The sequence below is a fragment of the Bradyrhizobium sp. GW821-FHT13H06 genome, from assembly GCF_058803975.1.
The window spans coordinates 120752-138422 of the sequence record NZ_JBXAPN010000003.1; the positions used below are offsets into that span (position 1 = coordinate 120752).

Annotated in this window: 19 protein-coding genes, 1 tRNA gene and 1 pseudogene; 7 read left to right on the top strand and 14 right to left on the bottom strand. The window is 64.9% G+C overall.

All coding sequences use genetic code 11. From position 1 onward, the window contains the following. Positions 1-140: 140 nt before the first annotated feature. From AC1RQP_RS12970 to AC1RQP_RS12980, 3 genes are all read left to right on the top strand, one after another. Positions 141-3251, top strand: a complete 3111-nt coding sequence (locus tag AC1RQP_RS12970; protein ID WP_492937258.1) for a bifunctional diguanylate cyclase/phosphodiesterase — start codon at positions 141-143, stop codon at positions 3249-3251. After that, positions 3251-4306: a sensor domain-containing diguanylate cyclase gene (locus AC1RQP_RS12975; RefSeq protein ID WP_492937260.1), complete on the top strand. Its 1056-nt coding sequence runs from the start codon at positions 3251-3253 to the stop codon at positions 4304-4306. The genes AC1RQP_RS12970 and AC1RQP_RS12975 overlap by 1 nt, the downstream gene beginning before the upstream one ends. Before the next feature lie 59 nt (positions 4307-4365). After that, positions 4366-4442 (top strand) — tRNA-Arg (locus tag AC1RQP_RS12980). 29 nt (positions 4443-4471) lie between these two features. Here the strand turns inward: AC1RQP_RS12980 and AC1RQP_RS12985 are convergent. Both AC1RQP_RS12985 and AC1RQP_RS12990 read right to left on the bottom strand, forming a co-directional pair. Continuing rightward, entirely contained in the window at positions 4472-4681 is a 210-nt protein-coding gene (locus AC1RQP_RS12985) for a hypothetical protein (RefSeq protein WP_492937261.1), read from the bottom strand. A 95-nt stretch (positions 4682-4776) separates the two neighbouring features. Then, positions 4777-5220, bottom strand: coding sequence for a TspO/MBR family protein (locus AC1RQP_RS12990; protein WP_492937263.1), 444 nt, complete (start codon positions 5218-5220; stop codon positions 4777-4779). A gap of 43 nt (positions 5221-5263) precedes the next feature. On the opposite strand from AC1RQP_RS12990, the gene dinB reads away from it, so the two are divergent. Together dinB and AC1RQP_RS13000 are read left to right on the top strand one after the other, a co-directional pair. Then, on the top strand, positions 5264-6364 hold the full coding sequence (dinB, locus tag AC1RQP_RS12995; protein WP_492937265.1) for a DNA polymerase IV: 1101 nt from the start codon (positions 5264-5266) through the stop codon (positions 6362-6364). A gap of 105 nt (positions 6365-6469) precedes the next feature. Continuing rightward, positions 6470-7882, top strand: a complete 1413-nt coding sequence (locus tag AC1RQP_RS13000; protein WP_492937267.1) for a sensor histidine kinase — start codon at positions 6470-6472, stop codon at positions 7880-7882. A 117-nt stretch (positions 7883-7999) separates the two neighbouring features. On the opposite strand, the gene AC1RQP_RS13005 is transcribed toward AC1RQP_RS13000, so the two are convergent. The 3 genes from AC1RQP_RS13005 to AC1RQP_RS13015 all read right to left on the bottom strand — a co-directional run bounded on the left by AC1RQP_RS13005 (position 8000) and on the right by AC1RQP_RS13015 (position 9496). After that, positions 8000-8293 carry a hypothetical protein gene (locus tag AC1RQP_RS13005; RefSeq protein WP_239628292.1) on the bottom strand — a complete coding sequence of 98 codons (294 nt, stop codon included), beginning with the start codon at positions 8291-8293 and terminating at the stop codon, positions 8000-8002. A 194-nt stretch (positions 8294-8487) separates the two neighbouring features. After that, on the bottom strand, positions 8488-8781 hold the full coding sequence (locus tag AC1RQP_RS13010; protein ID WP_492937269.1) for a DUF1330 domain-containing protein: 294 nt from the start codon (positions 8779-8781) through the stop codon (positions 8488-8490). 28 nt (positions 8782-8809) lie between these two features. After that, entirely contained in the window at positions 8810-9496 is a 687-nt protein-coding gene (locus AC1RQP_RS13015; RefSeq protein WP_492937271.1) for a DNA-3-methyladenine glycosylase I, read from the bottom strand. 155 nt (positions 9497-9651) lie between these two features. Between AC1RQP_RS13015 and AC1RQP_RS13020 the strand changes: the two genes are divergently transcribed. Further along, positions 9652-10479 (top strand): metallophosphoesterase family protein, encoded by an 828-nt coding sequence (locus AC1RQP_RS13020; protein ID WP_492937273.1) that lies wholly within the window; start codon positions 9652-9654, stop codon positions 10477-10479. Here the strand turns inward: AC1RQP_RS13020 and AC1RQP_RS13025 are convergent. From AC1RQP_RS13025 to AC1RQP_RS13040, 4 genes are all read right to left on the bottom strand, one after another. Continuing rightward, positions 10418-10903, bottom strand: coding sequence for a Crp/Fnr family transcriptional regulator (locus AC1RQP_RS13025; protein WP_492937275.1), 486 nt, complete (start codon positions 10901-10903; stop codon positions 10418-10420). The two genes, AC1RQP_RS13020 and AC1RQP_RS13025, sit on opposite strands and share 62 nt — an antisense overlap. Before the next feature lie 255 nt (positions 10904-11158). Continuing rightward, positions 11159-11899, bottom strand: coding sequence for a di-trans,poly-cis-decaprenylcistransferase (locus tag AC1RQP_RS13030; RefSeq protein ID WP_492937276.1), 741 nt, complete (start codon positions 11897-11899; stop codon positions 11159-11161). Between the two features lie 31 nt (positions 11900-11930). After that, the gene (locus tag AC1RQP_RS13035; RefSeq protein WP_239628303.1) at positions 11931-12305 is read right to left on the bottom strand and encodes a transcriptional regulator; all 375 of its coding nucleotides are present in this window, start codon (positions 12303-12305) and stop codon (positions 11931-11933) included. Continuing rightward, complete coding sequence (locus AC1RQP_RS13040) at positions 12292-12909, bottom strand: hypothetical protein (RefSeq protein WP_492937278.1); 618 nt, start codon at positions 12907-12909, stop codon at positions 12292-12294. The genes AC1RQP_RS13035 and AC1RQP_RS13040 overlap by 14 nt, the downstream gene beginning before the upstream one ends. A 203-nt stretch (positions 12910-13112) precedes the next feature. Here AC1RQP_RS13040 and AC1RQP_RS13045 point away from each other — a divergent pair, with 203 nt between their 5' ends. After that, positions 13113-14357: a S1C family serine protease gene (locus tag AC1RQP_RS13045; protein WP_239629434.1), complete on the top strand. Its 1245-nt coding sequence runs from the start codon at positions 13113-13115 to the stop codon at positions 14355-14357. A gap of 151 nt (positions 14358-14508) precedes the next feature. On the opposite strand, the gene AC1RQP_RS13050 is transcribed toward AC1RQP_RS13045, so the two are convergent. From AC1RQP_RS13050 to AC1RQP_RS13070, 5 genes and pseudogenes are all read right to left on the bottom strand, one after another. After that, positions 14509-15243, bottom strand: coding sequence for a DUF899 domain-containing protein (locus tag AC1RQP_RS13050; protein ID WP_492937281.1), 735 nt, complete (start codon positions 15241-15243; stop codon positions 14509-14511). A gap of 16 nt (positions 15244-15259) precedes the next feature. Continuing rightward, positions 15260-15595 (bottom strand): annotated as a pseudogene (locus tag AC1RQP_RS13055) (SRPBCC family protein); the annotation flags it as partial. Between the two features lie 8 nt (positions 15596-15603). Beyond that, complete coding sequence (locus AC1RQP_RS13060; RefSeq protein WP_492937282.1) at positions 15604-16056, bottom strand: ArsR/SmtB family transcription factor; 453 nt, start codon at positions 16054-16056, stop codon at positions 15604-15606. A gap of 96 nt (positions 16057-16152) precedes the next feature. After that, entirely contained in the window at positions 16153-16431 is a 279-nt protein-coding gene (locus tag AC1RQP_RS13065; RefSeq protein ID WP_492937285.1) for a DUF3551 domain-containing protein, read from the bottom strand. Between the two features lie 150 nt (positions 16432-16581). Beyond that, on the bottom strand, positions 16582-17556 hold the full coding sequence (locus AC1RQP_RS13070) for a Bug family tripartite tricarboxylate transporter substrate binding protein (RefSeq protein ID WP_492937286.1): 975 nt from the start codon (positions 17554-17556) through the stop codon (positions 16582-16584). Between the last annotated feature and the right edge of the window lie 115 nt (positions 17557-17671).

Genomic DNA, 17671 nt, shown 5'->3' on the forward strand with positions numbered 1-17671 from the left:
GCGCACCGCACAACCGGCACGCGATTCCCGCAGCAGCACATACGGACGCAATCACGCAACCGGATTAATGCTTAGGTAACTGGCTTTCCTAAGGTTTGCGCCATTTGTGTGGTGTAATCCTGTTCCCACGAGGAGGGGGAATGCGCCAGGTCTTTTCCAACGTGGCAGCCGGAATGTCTCTAGCCGCAAGGAACGGCTGGGAGGGATTGGCGCGACGTAGTCCCGTCCTGTGGTTGACGCTCTGCGGCGTGCTGCTGGTCGCCGGAATCTTCGCCGTCACGGCCATGGCCGTCGGCGAATTCCGCGAGCGGACCCTCACCAACCGCGAACGCGAGCTGGAAAACACGGTGCAGCTGATCGCGCGGCATTTCGATCAGCAATTCGACGATTCCGATGTCGTCGCCGCCGATCTGATCGGGCAGATGAACCTGGCCGACATCAGCTCCCCGGCAATGTTCCGCGAGCGCATGTCCGGCCCCGCCACGAACCAGATGCTGCGCAGCAAGATCAGCTCCGTGTCCCACCTGGGCGATATCGCGATCTATGATGCCGACGGCGAGCTGATCAACTGGTCGCGGGCCCACCCGCTGCCCAAGATCAATGTTTCGTCTCGGGCCTACTTTCAGACGTTCAAGACGAATCCGCAGTCCGAATCGGTGCTGCTGGAATCCGTCCGCAGCTTCATCATCAACAAATGGACCACGATCGTCGCACGCCGGTTGACCGGCGCCGACGGCACCTTCCTCGGCGCGATGGTGCGCCGGATCGACCCGGACAGCTACCGGCAGTATTTCGCGTCTGTCGCACTCGCTGAGGGCACGGCCATCTCGCTGTTCGACCGCCAAGGCAAGATGCTGGCACGCCATCCGCATGTCGAAGAGCTGATCGGGCGCGACTTCAGGGATGCGCCACTGATGCGGAAGGTGCTCACCAACGGCGGCCAGCAGACTCTCCGCGTCAGGGGCCTCATCGACGACGAGGAGCGGCTCGGCTCGGCGGCGTCGCTGACGCATTTCCCGCTGGTCATCGTCGGCACCAACACCACGGCGGCGGCCCTTGCGGACTGGCGGCAGCAGACCGGCTTCATGGTCACGACCGCCGCGCTTTCAGCCGCCGTCATCGCGCTGATCCTGTATCTGATCATCCGCCAGATCAACCGGCAGAACCGTGAGGCGCAGGAGCGGATCGAAGCGAAGCGGCTTCAGCTCGACACCGCCCTCAACAACATGTCGCAAGGGCTGATCCTGTACGACGCGAGCGGCACCATCGTCACCTGCAACCGCCGCTACGCCGACATGTTCGGCCTCTCCCACGACGTCATCAAGCCGGGCTGCCACATCCGCGAGGCGATGTATCATCGCAAGGAGCGCAACGCGTTCGACGGCGATGTGGAGACATTCTGCGCCGACGTGATGAGGATCGTCGCCGAAGGCACGGTCTCGACGAGAATTCATCAGTTGGCCAACGGCCGCGCCTTTCAGGTCATCAACACGCCGCTCGCACAGGGCGGATGGGTCGCCACGATCGAAGACATCACCGAGCGCCGCAACCTGGAACAGGAGCGCGACCGCAACTACACCTTCCTGCGCGAGATCATCGACCATATCCCCTCGCAGATCACCGTGAAGGATGCGCGCACGCGGCAATATCTGCTGCTCAACGGTGTCGCCGAACAGCTGTTCGGCAAGTCTCGTCAGGATGTCGTGGGCAAGACGGCGTTCGACATCTTCCCCGAGGCGCTCGCCGCCCGTATCACCCAAGACGACAGCAGCGCGCTGGAATCGGCCAGGGGATTGTTCAAGGACGAGCACGCCTGGCAAATGCCGGGCACGGGGCCTCGCTACATCACGTCGAGCCGGATCGGTATTCGCGATGAAGCCGGCGAACCGCGCTATCTCATCCATGTCATCGAGGACGTCACCGAGCGCCGCCGCGCCGACGAGCAGATCGCGCATCTGGCGCATTACGATGCGCTGACCGACCTGCCGAACCGAACCCTGTTCCGCGAGCAGATCGAATGCGAGCTGGCGAAGGTCGCCGACGGCAAGCAGTTCGCGCTGCTCTACATCGACGTCGACGAATTCAAGGGCATCAACGACTCGCTCGGCCACCATGTCGGCGACGAGCTGTTGAAGGCGATCGCGGACCGTCTCCGCGGCTGCCTCAGGCCGGGCGACCTGATCGCGCGGCTCGGCGGCGACGAGTTCGCGGTGATCCAGACCGGGATCGGATCCTCCGCCGACGTGCTGTCCTTCCTGGCGCGGATCTACCAGGCGATCCGGCAGCCCTATCATTGTCTCGGCCATCAGCTCTCCACCGATGCCAGCATCGGGATTGCGCTGGCACCGCAGGACGGCGCCGATCTCGATCAGCTGATCAAGAACGCAGACCTTGCGATGTACGGCGCCAAGGCCAATGGACGCCGCACCCACCGCTTCTTCGAGCCGGAGATGGATGCGAGCGCCAAGGCACGCCTGAGCATGGAGCTGGATTTGCGGCAGGCCCTCGTGAATGGCGGCTTCGAGATTCATTATCAGCCGCTGGTCGACCTGCGCACCAACGAAGTCTCCGGCTGCGAGGCGCTGCTGCGCTGGCGGCATCCCGAGCGCGGCATGGTGTCGCCCGCGGAATTCATTCCGGTCGCCGAGGACACCGGCATGATCAACGAGATCGGCGACTGGGTGTTGCGGATGGCCTGCAACGAGGCCGCGACCTGGCCGGCGCATGTGCGTGTCGCGGTCAACGTCTCGCCGGTGCAGCTCAAATGCGACACGCTGGCGCTGCGGATTGCGGGCGCCCTCGCCGCTTCCGGCCTGAACCCGCGTCGGCTCGAGCTCGAGATCACCGAGGCCGTGCTGATCCGCGACGACGAGGCGGCGCTCTCGATCCTGCATCAGCTCCGCTCGATCGGCGTGCGCATCGCGCTCGACGATTTCGGCACCGGCTACTCCTCGCTGAGCTATCTGAAGCGCTTCCCGTTCGACAAGATCAAGATCGACCGCTGCTTCGTCGTCGACATCGCAGAGGCGAGCGGCTCGCCCGTGATCGTGCAGGCGGTGGTGAACATTGCGGCCGCCAGCAGCATGACCACGGTCGCCGAGGGCGTCGAGACCGAGGCACAGCGCGACATGCTGCGCGCGCTCGGCTGCACCCAGATGCAGGGCTATCTGTTCAGCGCCCCGAAGCCGGCCAGCGAGGTGCGAAAGCTGTTCGGCCCCGGCGACTCCGCGCCCGTGGCTGCGGTGGCCTGATGGCGAAGTCGAGGACACTTCCGGCCACAGCCGTCGACGTTGCGGATTCCTACGCCGTGCGGCTGATGCAGCACCTGGTGGTGCCCACCTTCGTGATCGACCCCAAGCGCCGTGTGGTGATCTGGAACAGGGCCTGCGAGCGATTGACCGGCGTCGCCGCCTCCGAGGTGATCGGCACCGGCAAGCACTGGCAGGCCTTTTACGAGACCAGGCGCCCTTGCCTTGCCGACCTCGTCGCGCTCGACCGGCCGGAGCAGCTGCCGGAATACTATTCGGAATATGCCGCGCGCGGCCATAACGGGCTCGGCTTTTCCGCGGAGAACTGGTGCGTGATGCCGAAGCTCGGCAGCCAGCTCTATCTCGCCATCGACGCCGGTCCGATCCACGACGAGGCCGGCCGGCTGATCGCGGTGGTGGAGACGCTGCGCGACCTCACCGACCAGAAGCGCGCCGAGATGGCGCTGAAGGAGCTCGCCACCAAGGACGGGCTGACCGGGCTGGCGAACCGCCGCTCCTTCGACCAGATGCTGTCGGACGAATGGGCGCGCGCCCAGCGCACGCAGAAGCCGCTGGCGCTGCTGTTCGTCGATGTCGACCATTTCAAGCTGTTCAACGACCGCCACGGCCACCAGAGCGGCGACGAGTGCCTGCGCGCGGTTGCCGCCGTCGTCAGCCGGCACGCGGTGCGCCCGCTCGACCTCGCCGGCCGCTATGGCGGCGAGGAGTTCGCGCTGATCCTGCCGGACATGGATTGCGACACCGCCTGCAAAGTGGCCGAGGAGATCCGCTGCGCGGTCACGGCCTTGCAGATCGCCCACGGCGCCGCGGGCGCCGGCGACCACGTCACTCTCAGCGTCGGTGTCGCCAGCCACATCCCCGGCGGTGCCGACGGCGGCCCCGACCGGCTGCTGGGCGCGGCCGACGAGGCGCTCTATGTGGCCAAACGCCTCGGCCGCAACCGCGTCATGTGCGCCGAACGGGTGCTGGCCGAATTCGCCGCCCTCGGCCGGGAAGCGGCGACGGTTCCGGCTCCTGTCCGGCGCAAATCGGCTTGAGCGCATGCGGCGAGAAGCGGTTGCCCGCCCCTCGCCAATCGGCTAAATGAAATCCCACTGCACCCGTAGCTCAGCTGGATAGAGCGTTGCCCTCCGAAGGCAAAGGTCACACGTTCGAATCGTGTCGGGTGCGCCAGCGCTGCCAGCCGTTTTTCCGGCCGGACCTCACGTCAGCATCGCGACGATCGCCTGGACCTGATCGGAGGCGGACGTCACCAGTCCGTCATAGGACGTTTGGCCGTGTGCGGCGGCATTCAGGATGCATTCGGCGACGGCCGCCTTGAGACCGAAGACCGATTGATGGGCCGGCACGCTCGCCATCACAGTTTCCAGGGCCTGACGCATCGTCTGAATGAGCTCGGAGCTGTATTGCATTGGATGTCCTCCGCGGACTCATATTAGATCGCGGGCTCATGCCTGCCACTCACAAGCCCGGGACTGCTGTTTGAGATTGATTGAGAATCATCGTCTCAATTCAAACGCCAGATCGCCGCATTGAGCACGCCGGCAAACGCGACCCAGACGGCATAGGGCACGAACAATGCGGCCGCCAGTCTGTCTCGTGACATCTCGAGGCCGATGTAGGTCACGATCGCGGCGAACAGGCAGATGAGGATGACGAGCGCGGCGCCGATCTGGTGCATCGTGAACATGACCGGCGACCAGGCGAAATTGAGCGCGAGTTGCGCGGCCCAGGCCAGCATCGCCTTTCCCGACGGAGCACGACGAAAGGTCCGCCAGCCCGCGACGGCGATCATGATGTAAAGGATGGTCCAGGCCACCGGAAACGCCCAGTTCGGCGGCACGAAATCCGGCTTGGCCAGGCCCGCATACCACGCTCCGGGCAGATTGGTCGCGCCGATCAGCCAGCCGGTGCCGACCACGGCGACGACGAAGACCAACAACTGAAGCATCCATCACCTCGCGCTTCCCCTGGCCCGATTGTATCATCTTTCCATGAGCGAATCCGACACCGTGACCGGCGCAGCCTCGCCGGTGCGCAAGATCATCCATATCGACATGGATGCCTTCTATGCGTCGGTGGAGCAACGCGACAATCCGCAGCTGCGCCGAAAGCCGGTCGCGGTCGGAGGCTCCGCGGAGCGTGGCGTCGTCGCGGCTGCCAGCTACGAGGCCCGCAAGTTCGGCGTTCGCTCCGCCATGCCGTCGGTGACGGCGAAGCGGCAATGTCCCGAGCTGGTATTCGTCAAGCCGCGCTTCGAGGTCTACAAGGCGATCTCAAGGCAGATCCGCGAGATCTTCGCCGAGCACACGGCCATCGTCGAGCCGTTGTCGCTGGATGAAGCCTATCTCGACGTGACGGAGAACCTGCAAGGCATTCCGCTGGCGCGGGACATCGCGCTGAAGATCCGCGAGAAGATCAAGGCCGAGACGGGGCTCAACGCTTCGGCGGGCATCTCCTACAACAAGTTCCTGGCCAAGCTCGCCTCGGATCATCGCAAGCCCAACGGTCAGTTCGTGATCTCGCCGGAGATGGGGCCCTCTTTCGTGGAGACGCTGCCGGTCGGCAAGTTTCACGGCATCGGCCCGGCGACAGCTGCGAAGATGAATGCGCTCGGCCTGTTCACCGGCCGCGATATCCGCAACCAGACGCTTGAGTTCATGAACGCGAATTTCGGCAAGTCCGGCGCCTATTACTATTGGATCTCGCGCGGCGTCGACGAGCGGCCGGTGCGGGCCAACCGGATCCGCAAGTCGATCGGCGCGGAGAACACGTTCTCGATCGACCTCGACGCGTTCGATGCGCTGGCCGCCGAACTCAGGCCTCTCGTCGACAAGGTCTGGCGCCATTGCGAGGCGACCGGCAATCGCGGCCGCACCGTCACCCTGAAGGTCAAGTTCGCCGACTTCGAGATCATCACGCGCAGCAGGTCCGTCGCTGCGGCCGTTGCGGGACGGGACGAACTGGAGCGGCTGGCCTGCGGCCTGCTCGAAGCCGAGATGCCGCTGCCCAAGCGCGTCAGGCTGCTCGGGGTGTCGCTGTCCTCGCTCCAGGTCGGCGGCGATTCGGAGCCGCAGTTGACGCTCGGGATCTGAATGCTGCCTGGGGGCCGCTTCGGCGAACGCGGCATCTTTTTCGGCGACGCGCCGCAAAACCTGTCGTAGAGACGTCAAACAGGACTTTTCGCGATTGATGTTGGAATGCTTGCCTTATTGATACGCCTCGGACTGCGCTTCGAAGACCGCATCGAGGAGCGGCGATTTGTCGACCAATATGTCCGGGGCAGCCTCGGATGGACGCAGATCGCAATGCTGCTCGGCGCCGCCACCTATGCCGGCTACACGCTCTGGGATTGGGTGCTGTACCCCGAAGTGGTTCCGATCACGCTCGCAATCCGCGGCGGCACGGCCGTCTTTATCCTGCTGCCGTTGACGGCGCTGCTGTCGCGACGATGGATGAAGCCGCGGGCAGAGACGATCTTCCTCGTCTATTGCGTCATTCCCGGCTGCATCCTGCCCAGCATTTATCACGTGCTGCCGTCGGGCTTCACCTTTGCCGCGCCGGGCATGATGATGATCATCCTGTTCGTCTCGACCATGCTGCCGTTGCGGATCGGCTCGCTCGCGATTTTCTGTTTGCTCTCGTGGGTGGCGCTGCTGGTCGCCGAGTCGTTCGCGACGACGATGCCGACCGGGCTGAGCTTCATCAACCATTCTCTCGTCGGCAACGCCTACGCATTGTCGCTCTACGCCGTGGCTGCGCGCGAGTACCGGGCGCGAAGACAATTCCGGACGTCAGAGGCGCTGCAACGGGAAAAGGAACGCTCGGAAAAATCGCTGCGCGATCTGCGCGCGACCCAGGAGCAGCTCGTGCAGGCGGAAAAGCTCGCCTCGCTCGGCCAATTGGTGGCCGGTGTCGCGCACGAGGTCAGCACCCCGCTCGGCCTCGCCTTGACGACCTCGACCGCCATGCAGACCGATGTGCAGACGATGGCTGACGCATTGGGCGGAGCCTCGGTCCGGCGTTCCGACCTGACCAAGGGCATCGACAGGCTCAAGCAGGGGCTCGATCTGACCTTCGACAATCTGCACCGCGCATCCGAGATGGTGCACAGCTTCAGGCAGGTCGCCGTCCATCAGGCCGACGAGGACCGGCGGACCTTCGAGCTCAAGGACTGGCTGTCGGAGTTGATGTCCAAGCTCGGGCCCTTGCTGTCGCATCATGGCCTGACGGTCGAGGTCCGATGCCCGGCGGGGATCAAGCTCAACAGCTATCCCGGAGCGCTTGCTCAGGTGATCAGCAATCTCGCTCTCAATAGCGCGGGCCATGCCTATCCTGACAAGAGAGGCGGCCGGTTCGTCATCACGGTCAGCCAGCCGGACCCGACATCCGTCCGCCTCGTCTGCGCTGATGAGGGCGTCGGAATTCCCGAAGAGCTAAAGGCGCAGATCTTCGATCCGTTCGTCACGACCCGTCGTGAGAGCGGCCATGCCGGCCTGGGGCTCCACATCGCCTTTAATCTGGTGGCCTCATCGCTGAACGGGCGCCTTCGGCTCGACAGCAGGACGGGTCCGGGGACTCAGATCGCCATCGAGATTCCGCTCCAGACATGACTCCGGCAGCCATGTTGGAGCCGCCTCGAAAGGCGAAAACAGAGCGCCCGGCGAGTGCGACTGTCGGTGACGGATTTTCAGGCCCGCCACCGATGAAAGTCGATCTGCTCGGGCCGCTCAATGCCTCACGTGCTCGAACACCACGATCACGCCGGTCGGTTCGGGCTCATGCGCCATCAGGCGCGTCAGGTCGGAATCCCCCCAATCGGCGAGACTGACGACTTCGCCGCTCTGGCGATCGGCGCCGGGAGACGGCGTGGGCTCGAGGACCTTGAGGCCCGTCTCGTCGACGAAGAAGGTGTGCTCGCCGAACATGCTGTTGAGCTGCGGCATCGCGGGATGTTCGTCGGGCAGCACCTGAGCGCCGAGTTGGTTGACGGTCTGCTTCACCTGTTCGGATGTGAGCTTCATGAGCTGCTCCGTTTTTGTCTGCGGTTTCATTGACCCAGGCGGGAGCATGCGTTCCCTGCCCTTGTCCGCCTGGCTCAAAGTCCCGAACAGGCGCTGCGGACAAATGTTCCCGCAAAATGTATTTCGTGATCGCGCGCGGCATCTGCCGCGCTCGCGGCACGAGTTCGCCACAGGATGCACACGATCTGTCCGCTTTAGTCGGCGGCTTCGACGATCCGGATGTCGCGGTCGGCACCGTCGCCAAGCAGATCGTGGGCGGCCTGATAGGCCGGGCTCGCATACGCCGCCCTGGCGCGCTCCACACTGTCGAACTCGATGAGAACGACGCGTTCCATCTGGCCGAGCTCGAAAGCCGCAGCCGGCATCCCGCGTGCGAGCACACGGCCGCCGGACGCTTCGATCGCCGGACGCGACAGCTTGGCGTAGGCCGCCATGGCATCGGGATTCCTGATCGCTCGGTAGGTTGCAACCCAGTAGGCTTTGGCCATCGCTTCTCCTGACGTTCGGGGCGAATTGCTACTCGACGCGGTTCTCGCCGACCGACAAAGCGCAGATGCGTGACAGATAAGTGTAGGGCAGGCCGGTCTCCCCGGCCCAGGCATTGAACTGCGCCTGCACCTTGGCGAGGTCGCCCTTCGACTTGACCTCTTCGGCGATGTCGAGACCTGCATCGCGCAGGCAGACCACCACGTCCTTGGACGTCACGAAACCGTCCCAGCCGACGAAGCGCAGCAGCATCTGGCCGGTGTTGCCCCCTAACCGGCTGCCGCGCTTGTTGAGCAGATCGAGCAGGCCGATCTCGTCGGACGACGGCCACTTCGCCAGAAACCTCCCGAAGCTGCCGTGCTGCTTCGCGACCTCCTGAACGAAGGCGGCATTTTCGCGCACCGACATGATCTTGGCGCCGTTGCGCACGATGCGCGCGTCGCGCAGCAGGCCCTCCCAATAGTCCTCGGGCTGGAAGGTGAGCTTGGCGGGCTGGAAATGCAGGAAGGCATCTTCAAAGCCGTCCCATTTCGAATCGATCACGCTCCAGGCGAAGCCGGCGCAGAACACCCGCCTGGTCATCTCGGCGAGAATCCGGTCATCGCCGAGCCCGGCCAGCCGCTCGAGGTCCGGCTTGGCCGGCATCAGTTTCTCCAACGCCTTGGGCCCACCCTTGCGCTTCTCGGCCCGCGCGCGAATGGTCTTGAAGGGGGTCATACGGGCATCCGCGTTACGGTGCCCACGACACCAGAATTCGATCAACCGGTCCAGCCCCGCGACGATGACGCGCAGGGCGGCCACGGTGGTCCGCTTCTTGCTTCACGACGCCTGGAATTCCCAGACATTTTCGAGCTCTCGCCGACGGATTTTCGATGCGTTGCCTGGTCGTGGCCGACCTGCACTATTCGCTGCCCCAGCTCGACTGGCTGGTCAGCGCGGCGCCGCAATTCGACCTCGTGATCTTCGCCGGCGATGCGCTCGACATCGGCTCGATCGTGGACTTCCGCGCCCAGATCGTGGTGGTGAAGAAGTACCTCGCGCTGCTGGCCGCGCAGACCCGCGTGATCCTCTGCTCCGGCAATCACGACCTGGACGAGCGCAACGCCGAAGGCGAGAAGGTCGCACGCTGGATTTCGGAGGTGCGCGAGCTGGGCATCGCCTGCGACGGCGACAGCCTCGTCATCGGCGACACTCTGTTCACGGTGTGCCCGTGGTGGGATGGGCCCCTGGTGAAGCAGCGCATCGTCGAACAGTTGCACGATGCCGCCACCGGCCGGCTGCGGCGCTGGATCTGGGCGCATCACGCGCCGCCGGCCGATTCACCGACGAGCTGGGGCGGCAAGCGCTTCTTCGGCGACGTCGAGCTGGTGCAATGGATCATGCAATACCAGCCGTCGATGGTGATCTCGGGCCATGTGCACCAGTCGCCGTTCATCACCGGCGGCTCGTGGTTCGACCGGCTGGGCCAGACCTGGGTCTTCAACACCGGCCTGCAGCCGGGCCGGCCGCCGACCTGCATCGTCCTCGACCTCGACGCGGACAAGGCGTTCTGGCTCGCGGCCGGCGAAGCCCAGTGGATCGACCTGAATGCGCCGCTGACGCGCCCCGCCGCCCCCATCGAGGCGCCGCCCGACTGGCTCACATTCTTGGATCGGATTTCCGATCCGAGCCTGGCGAGACCTCAAGCGGCGGCAGGTTGATCATGCTCTGGAGCACCTCGCCGACCATGGCCAGATGCGTGCCATGGCCGGCATATTGCCGCTTGAGATCGGCGAGATAGGTGTTGGCGACATTGAGCCGCTGCGCCAGCATCTTTGCGATCAGCAGGGCCACACCCGGCTCCTTCTCGAGGAACGAGGCGGCGTCCTCGAACTCATAGACGATCGCGTCGGTGCAGGCCCGCACGGTGGCGGTGTGCGGCTGGCCCAGCAGCACGGACATCTCGCCGAGCACGGCGCCGGGTTCGGTGACGGTAGCCACCACCATCTCACCCTTGAGCACCTCGAGCTTGCCTTGCATCAGCACATAGAGGTGGCCGCTGGTGCCACCCTCGCTGACAATCAGCGCGCCGGCGGCGACCTGCCGCTCCGTTCCGCCGGTGCAATAATCCAGGACTGCGCGCATCGCAGAAGCTCCCGTCGCTGCGGACCCCATCGCCCCAGACCAGAGCATGATCCGTGCCACACGACAAATCAACGCGCCTATGACGGGCGCGGCGGCACTTGGCGAGGTGGACCAACCGCCAGTCTCCAGGGCCGGTATCCCCAAAACCCGCCTCCGTCGCCAGGCCTCGCATGTCCGAGGCCGCGCACCGGCCGCATCGTCTATGCTACCAACCTTGCGGCTGAAAACGAACAGCGCGTTCTCGCGTGCCGTGCGTCACACCCGGGAGAGCGAGGGTACCTCCTCCGGCACGATCGCCCGAAGCCCGCCGAAGCGGCGCTCGCGGCCGTGGAAGGCGGCGAGCGCCTCGGTGAGATCGGCGGCATCGAATTCGGGCCACATCCGCTCGGTGAAATGCAGCTCGGCATAGGCGCCCTCCCAGAGCAGGAAGTCCGACAGCCGCTTCTCGCCCGAGGTGCGGATGATGAGATCTACGTCGCGAAGGCCAGCCTCGCCGGTGACGAGCTGCGAGAACGCTTCGCGGGTGAGGCTGGTGAGCGCGGCCGCTTTGGCCGCCGCGTTGAGGATCGCATCGCGAGCCGAGTAATCCACGGCGATGCGCAAATGCAGCGCGCTTCCGCGGGCGGTCGCCTCTTCGGCGCGCGTGATCGCGGTGGCGATGCCGTCAGGCAGCCGGTCGCGGCGGCCGATCACGGTGAGACGCACGCCGTTCCTGACCAGGCTCTGCACCTCGTTGGCGAGATAGAAGCGCAGCAAGGTCATCAGCGCCGCGACCTCCGCCCTCGGCCTCCGCCAATTGTCGGCCGAGAAGGCGTAAAGCGTCAGCGTGCCGATGCCCTGCTTGGGCGCGGCCTCGACGATCCGGCGGATGCTCTCGACGCCGGCCTCGTGGCCGCGCACGCGGGACAGGCCGCGCCGCGTCGCCCATCTGCCGTTGCCGTCCATGATGATGCCGACATGAAGCTTCTCGTTGCGCGACGTGGATTCGCTTTGCATTGCAAAGTCTCCGGTCAATAAAAGGGGAGAATCAGGTCGAGGCGATACCGAGGCGGCCGAGCGGCGGCGCCTCGCGGCCGGCGGCTTTCGCCGCGTCGCGCACCAGCCGCTCGAGCACGGCGAGATAGTCGAGGAAACGGCGGCGGCCGGCCTTGGTCAGGCGACAGGTCGTGTGCGGGCGGTTGCCCTCGTAGCCCTTGGTCATCTCGACGAGGCCCGCGTCCTGGAGCACGGCGAGGTGCCGGCTGAGATTGCCGTCGGTGAGGCCGCAGAGCTGCTTGAGATCGCCGAATGCCAGCCCCTTGGGATGCGCCATCAGCGAGGTCAGAAGCCCGAGCCTCGCCTTCTCGTGGATCACGCGGTCGAGTCCTTCATAGGAGAAGGGCGCGCTGTCAGTCTTCGACATCATTGTCTCCAGACGCGAAATGCAGAATGGCCGCCATCACCGATTGCCCGATCACGAAGGGCAGCCCCATGGTCCATGGCGACAGCGTATGGGTTCGGCTTGCCAGCACCACCACCGCAAAGCCGGACACGAAATACCAGGCGCCGGCGAGTGCGACGGTGCGCGGCAGTGAGCGGACCGAGGCAAAGATGCCGAGCGACACCAGGATCTGCCACAGGCCCGGCAGCAGCCACAGCGTCTCGCTCGCGAACTTCCACATCACCACCGCGAGCAGCACGCCGGCAACGCCTGCCGGCAGGAACTGCTCGACGGCCTGGTGGATCATGGCATCCGCCAGGCCCGAATGGTGACGGCGCGAACGCGCCCGCATCTCGATGCCGATCATCAGCCCCGACAGCACGGCGGCACTGAGCCAGCCGATGAAGAACCCGAGCGGCTCGCCGGTGGGGTCATCCAGCAGCCAGAACTGCAGAACCGCGGTGATGAGCGCGACAGCGCCGGTCGCCACCATCGTCGCCGGGCCGTAGCCGCGGAAGGCGGTGCCCGCCGCGATCTGACTGCGGATCGCCACGATGTCGGCCAGCGCCTTGTCGAGATCGCGCATCGGCAACGTAAATCCTCGTTCCACCCGGGGCGTTTCGGGACGTGATGTCCCGTTACTTTGTATTGCAAAGTATATGGCGCCGCAAAGCAAAGGCAAGCCCGAATGTCGCGGCGGCCCGACCGGACGCGAGCGGACAACTGGCGGTTGCGCGCCACATACCCTGGCGGATAAGATGGACCCCGGAAGCGTTCCAGGGGGCTGGTATGTGGCTGAGGTCGTTTGTCGTTGCGTTTGTATTGCATGTGAGTGTTGTCGGCGCGAATGCGGCGGGACCGTTCGGTAGCGTCAATGTTGGCAACTGGATCGGTGGCGCCTTCAGCAATGATCAGACGGGCGCCTTCTCCCATTGCGCCGCGACAACGCCCTATGCGAACGGTGTCATCCTCGTCGTGAGCCAAAATGCCGCCGGCACCTGGTCGCTCGCCTTTGCGAGTCCCAGCTACCGCTTCAACAAGGGCGAGAGCGCCGCGATCGACGTGACCTTTGACGGGCAGGAGCAAGCCAGGCTGTACGCTACAGCGTATCAGTCCAACATGCTCACGGCCATCATGCCGCTCAAGGTCGTGCGTACGTTTCAGAAGGCGAGCCTTATGGTGGCAACAGCCGGCCGCGCCGTTCTGAATTTCGATCTGACATCGACCGGGCCGGTCATCTCGGCATTGGCCAATTGTGTGAGCAAGGTGAAAGCCGACGGGCTCGACAAGGCCGGCGACTTCACCAAAGGTGCGGCCAAGCCGGCAGCGACGTCGGAGAGACAGGCGTCACCGCCAGCTGGCGGCAAACCTGCGCGGTCCAAGAGCGGCACCGGCTTCGTGGTGAGCGCGAGCGGGCACATCGTCACCAACCACCATGTGGTCGACGGCTGCGCCGGCGACATCAAGGGCAATCTCACCGGCGAGGCCGCAATGGTGCTGCGCGTCGTGTCGAGCGACTCCAACAACGATCTCGCCCTGTTGCAGGCACCGTCGGCGACGACATTCAAGGACTTCGCCCGAATTCGTGACCGCTCGATCCGCTCCGGCGATTCCGTGGTCGCGATCGGTTTTCCCTACCACGGACTGCTGACCTCGGACTTCACCGTGACGACCGGCATCGTGAGCTCGCTCAGCGGCATGCGCAACGACTCGCGCTTCCTGCAAATCAGTGCACCCGTACAGCCCGGGAATAGCGGCGGGCCGCTGTTCGATAGCACCGGCCATGTCGTGGGCGTGGTCACCGGAAAGATCCCCGCATTGCGTATTGCCGCGGCGACCGGCAACATTCCCGAGAACATCAACTTCGCCATCAAGACCGGCGTATTGCGCGACTTCCTCGACAATTCCGTGGTGCCCTATCAGACCGCCGAACCAAAGGGCGAGCTCAAGACCACCGACATCGCCGCCAACGCCCGGCCCTATACGATGCTGATCTCATGCAACGGGACAGAGCAGGCGGACGCGAAGCGGTAGCGTGAGCTGCGCTTCAATCACCGCCGTCATTCCCCGCGAAGGCGGGGAATCCAGTGCGCCGCGGCTTCGCGATTCAACGACGCCCGTCTTGGAGTACTGGATCGGTCAAGCCGGGCGATGGCACTTTCTGATGGGGCTCCAGCGTGCTCCCTCAGCCCTGACAGCACGCCGCCTTCGCCTGCGGCTCGTACTGGTCGCGCAGGCGAACCCAGTCCATCGGATAGGGCAGCCCCTCCTCGTGACGACCGAGCGGCGTGAGGTCGAGATACTGATAGGCGGCGTTCATCATGTCGAGGCCGCGGGCGAAGCATGAATAGGTATGGAAGATCTCGCCGGCCTCGTCGCGGTAGAACACGCTGATGCCTGGCAGCTCCGGACCGTAGATCGCGGTCGTGCCGAAATTGTACATGGGTTCGCCGCTCGCAATCTCCTCCTGCGAGAACGTCACGCCGTAATCGCGGTTGAAGTCGGTGCCGCCTGAGGAGACCCAATCAAAGGTCCAGCCCATCCGCTTCCTGAACGCCTCGAGCTTTGCGCTGGGTGCCAAGGAGACCGCAGCCATGGACGTGTCGCGCGCGGCAAGATGCGGCACCATGCGCTCGAAACCGTCGGCCCAGAACGAGCAGCTCTTGCAGGCCGCGTCCCAGTCGGGTGCGAACATCACATGCTGCACGACGAGCTGCGGACGGCCTTTGAACAGGTCGCCGAGCGACACGACGCCGTTCGGCCCGTCGAATTGATAGGCCTTGTCGACCTTGACCCAGGGCAAGGCGCGGCGCTCCTCGGCGAGGCGTTCGCGGGCCGCCGTGAGCTCCTTCTCGCGCGCCAGATGGGCCCTGCGCGCGATGATCCATTGCTCGCGCGAGACGATCTGATGGTGCTGCATGGCGTTCTCCCTGGCGTCAGGTGACGAAGGCGTCGAGCTTGTCGAGGAACGAGTTCCAGCCGCGCTGGTGGTTGTCGCGTGCGGTCTCGTCGAAGAACTGGGCGTGATGGAAGACCATCAAGGTGCCGGCACCGTCCGGCTTCAGCGAGATCGTCACCAGCGATTCACGCTCCGGCGTCGAGTGCCACGCCCAGGTAAAGACGAGCAGCTCGTTCGGCACCACCTCGCGATAGAGGCCGCCGGCTTCGAAATATTCGCCGTCGTCGCGAATGAAGCTGATGCGGTAGCGGCCGCCGACGCGGACGTCGAGCTCGGCCTGAAGCGTCGCCGGCTTCATGTTCGGCGGCCCGAACCATTGCGCTAGCTGCGCGGCTTGCGTCCAGGCGGCGTAGACCTTTTCGGGCGGCGCGCGGAGCCGGCGCGTGAGCGTGAGGCTTGGACGTTCTGCCGGGCGTTCGGCGGCGTTGGCGGCTGCATTGGCCATTTCTCATCCTCCACGAAGGCGGCGAGACGATCGAAATTGTGGGACCAGAACTGCGCATAGCGATTGAGCCAGTTCATCGCCTGCTCCATCGGCTGCGCGGTGAGCCGGCAGGCGACCGTGCGTCCGGTCTTCTCCCGCATGATCAGGCCGGCATCCGTGAGCACGTCGAGATGCTTCATGATCGCCGGCAGCGAGACCGGAAACGGGGCCGCCAGCTCGCTCACCGTCAGGCCGCCCTGCTCGCCGAGGCGTGCGAGCAGCGCACGCCGTGTCGGGTCGGCCAATGCCGCAAAGGTCCGGTCCAGCGTCTCGTCCTTATACTTAACCATGTGGTTTAGTATAGACGCGGGCGGAAAGGCGTCAAGCAGGAACCCGTTCGGACGGGTCCGCACAACTGCGTGATCGGGCGAGCGTGCGACGCGCGATCAGTACGGAGTGACAGGCCGCGCGCGCCGGTGCGGCCGCGGTTGAGGGACCTGTTGCTGGCCGTAGGCAAAGCGAGGATTGCGATCGCAGAACAGCAGGCGGCCGGAGACGCTGGCCTGGCACTGCTCATAGGTGCTGTAGGCGCATTCGCCGGGATAATCGTACTCGCCGCCCTGCGCGCACCAGGGATAATCGTGCGCGGTGGCGGGGGTGCTGGCGGCGAAACCGGCGAGAGCCATGGTGGCCAGCGCCGGCAGCGCCAATTGCATCATGCGCATGATACCAATTCCTCTCTCTGTGACACGAGATACGGCCCCACATATCATCAGGTTTCGTTGCAGCCTTTTATTCCAGATCAACTGGCATTGAGCGCGCAAGAAAAAAGCCCTGCCGAACGGCAGGGCTCCATCTCGATCATCACAAGATCGCTACTCGACCTTCAGGCCGGCGAACTCGACGACCTTCTTCCACTTCTCGGTCTCGGCCTTGATCTCCTCGCCGAACGCCTCGGGCGTCTGCACCCTCGGCTCGCCGCCGAGCTCGACCAGACGCTTGGCCATGTCGGGCTCCTTCATCAGCGCGTTGACCTCGGCGTTGAGCTTGGCGATGATCTCCTTTGGCGTGTTCTTCGGCGCGCCCATCCCGAACAGCGCGCTGGCCTCGTAGCCCTTGACGGTCTCGGCGACTGTCTGCACGTCGGGCAATTGCGGCGAGCGCTCCGCCGTGGTGACGCCGATCGCACGAAGCGAGCCGGAGCGGATGTGCTGGATGATCGAGGGCATGTTGTCGAAGATCACCTGCACCTGGCCGCCGAGCATGTCGGTGATCGCGGGCGCCGCGCCGCGATAGGGCACGTGCTGCATCTTGCAGCCGGTCATGGCCATGAACATCTCGCCGGACAGATGCACCGAGGTGCCGTTACCGGACGAGGCCATGTTGACCTTGCCGGGATTGGCCTTCACATATTCGATGAACTCGGCGACGTTCTTGGCCGGCACGTCCTTGTTGACGGTCATCACGTTCGGCACGCGCTGGAACGAGGCGACCGGTGCGATGTCGTTCACGAAGTTGAACTTGAGATTCTTGTAGAGCGAGGCATTGATGTAGTTGGCCGGATTGACCAGCTGCAGCGTGTAGCCGTCGGGCTCGGCATTGACGACCGATTCGGTGGCGATATTGTTCCCGGCGCCCGGCTTGTTCTCGACCACGAATTGCTGGCCGAGCTTTTCCGAGAGCCGCTGGCCGAGCAGCCGCGCCAGGATGTCGGTAGCCCCGCCCGGCGGATAGCCGACTACCCATTTCACCGGGCGGGCCGGGTAATCGGCGGCAAGGGCCTTCGACAGCGGGGTGGCTGCAAGCGGACTGGCGGCGAGCAGGCCCAGCGCGGTACGGCGAGTGATCATCTCAAGGGTTCTCCCAGTGTTGTTCTTGAAAGTCGGATAGCTTGAAAGTCGCGTCGGTTGTAACAAAGCTTGCCACAGGCGGAAAGTGCGCAGCGCGCATCACGACGAAAGGATG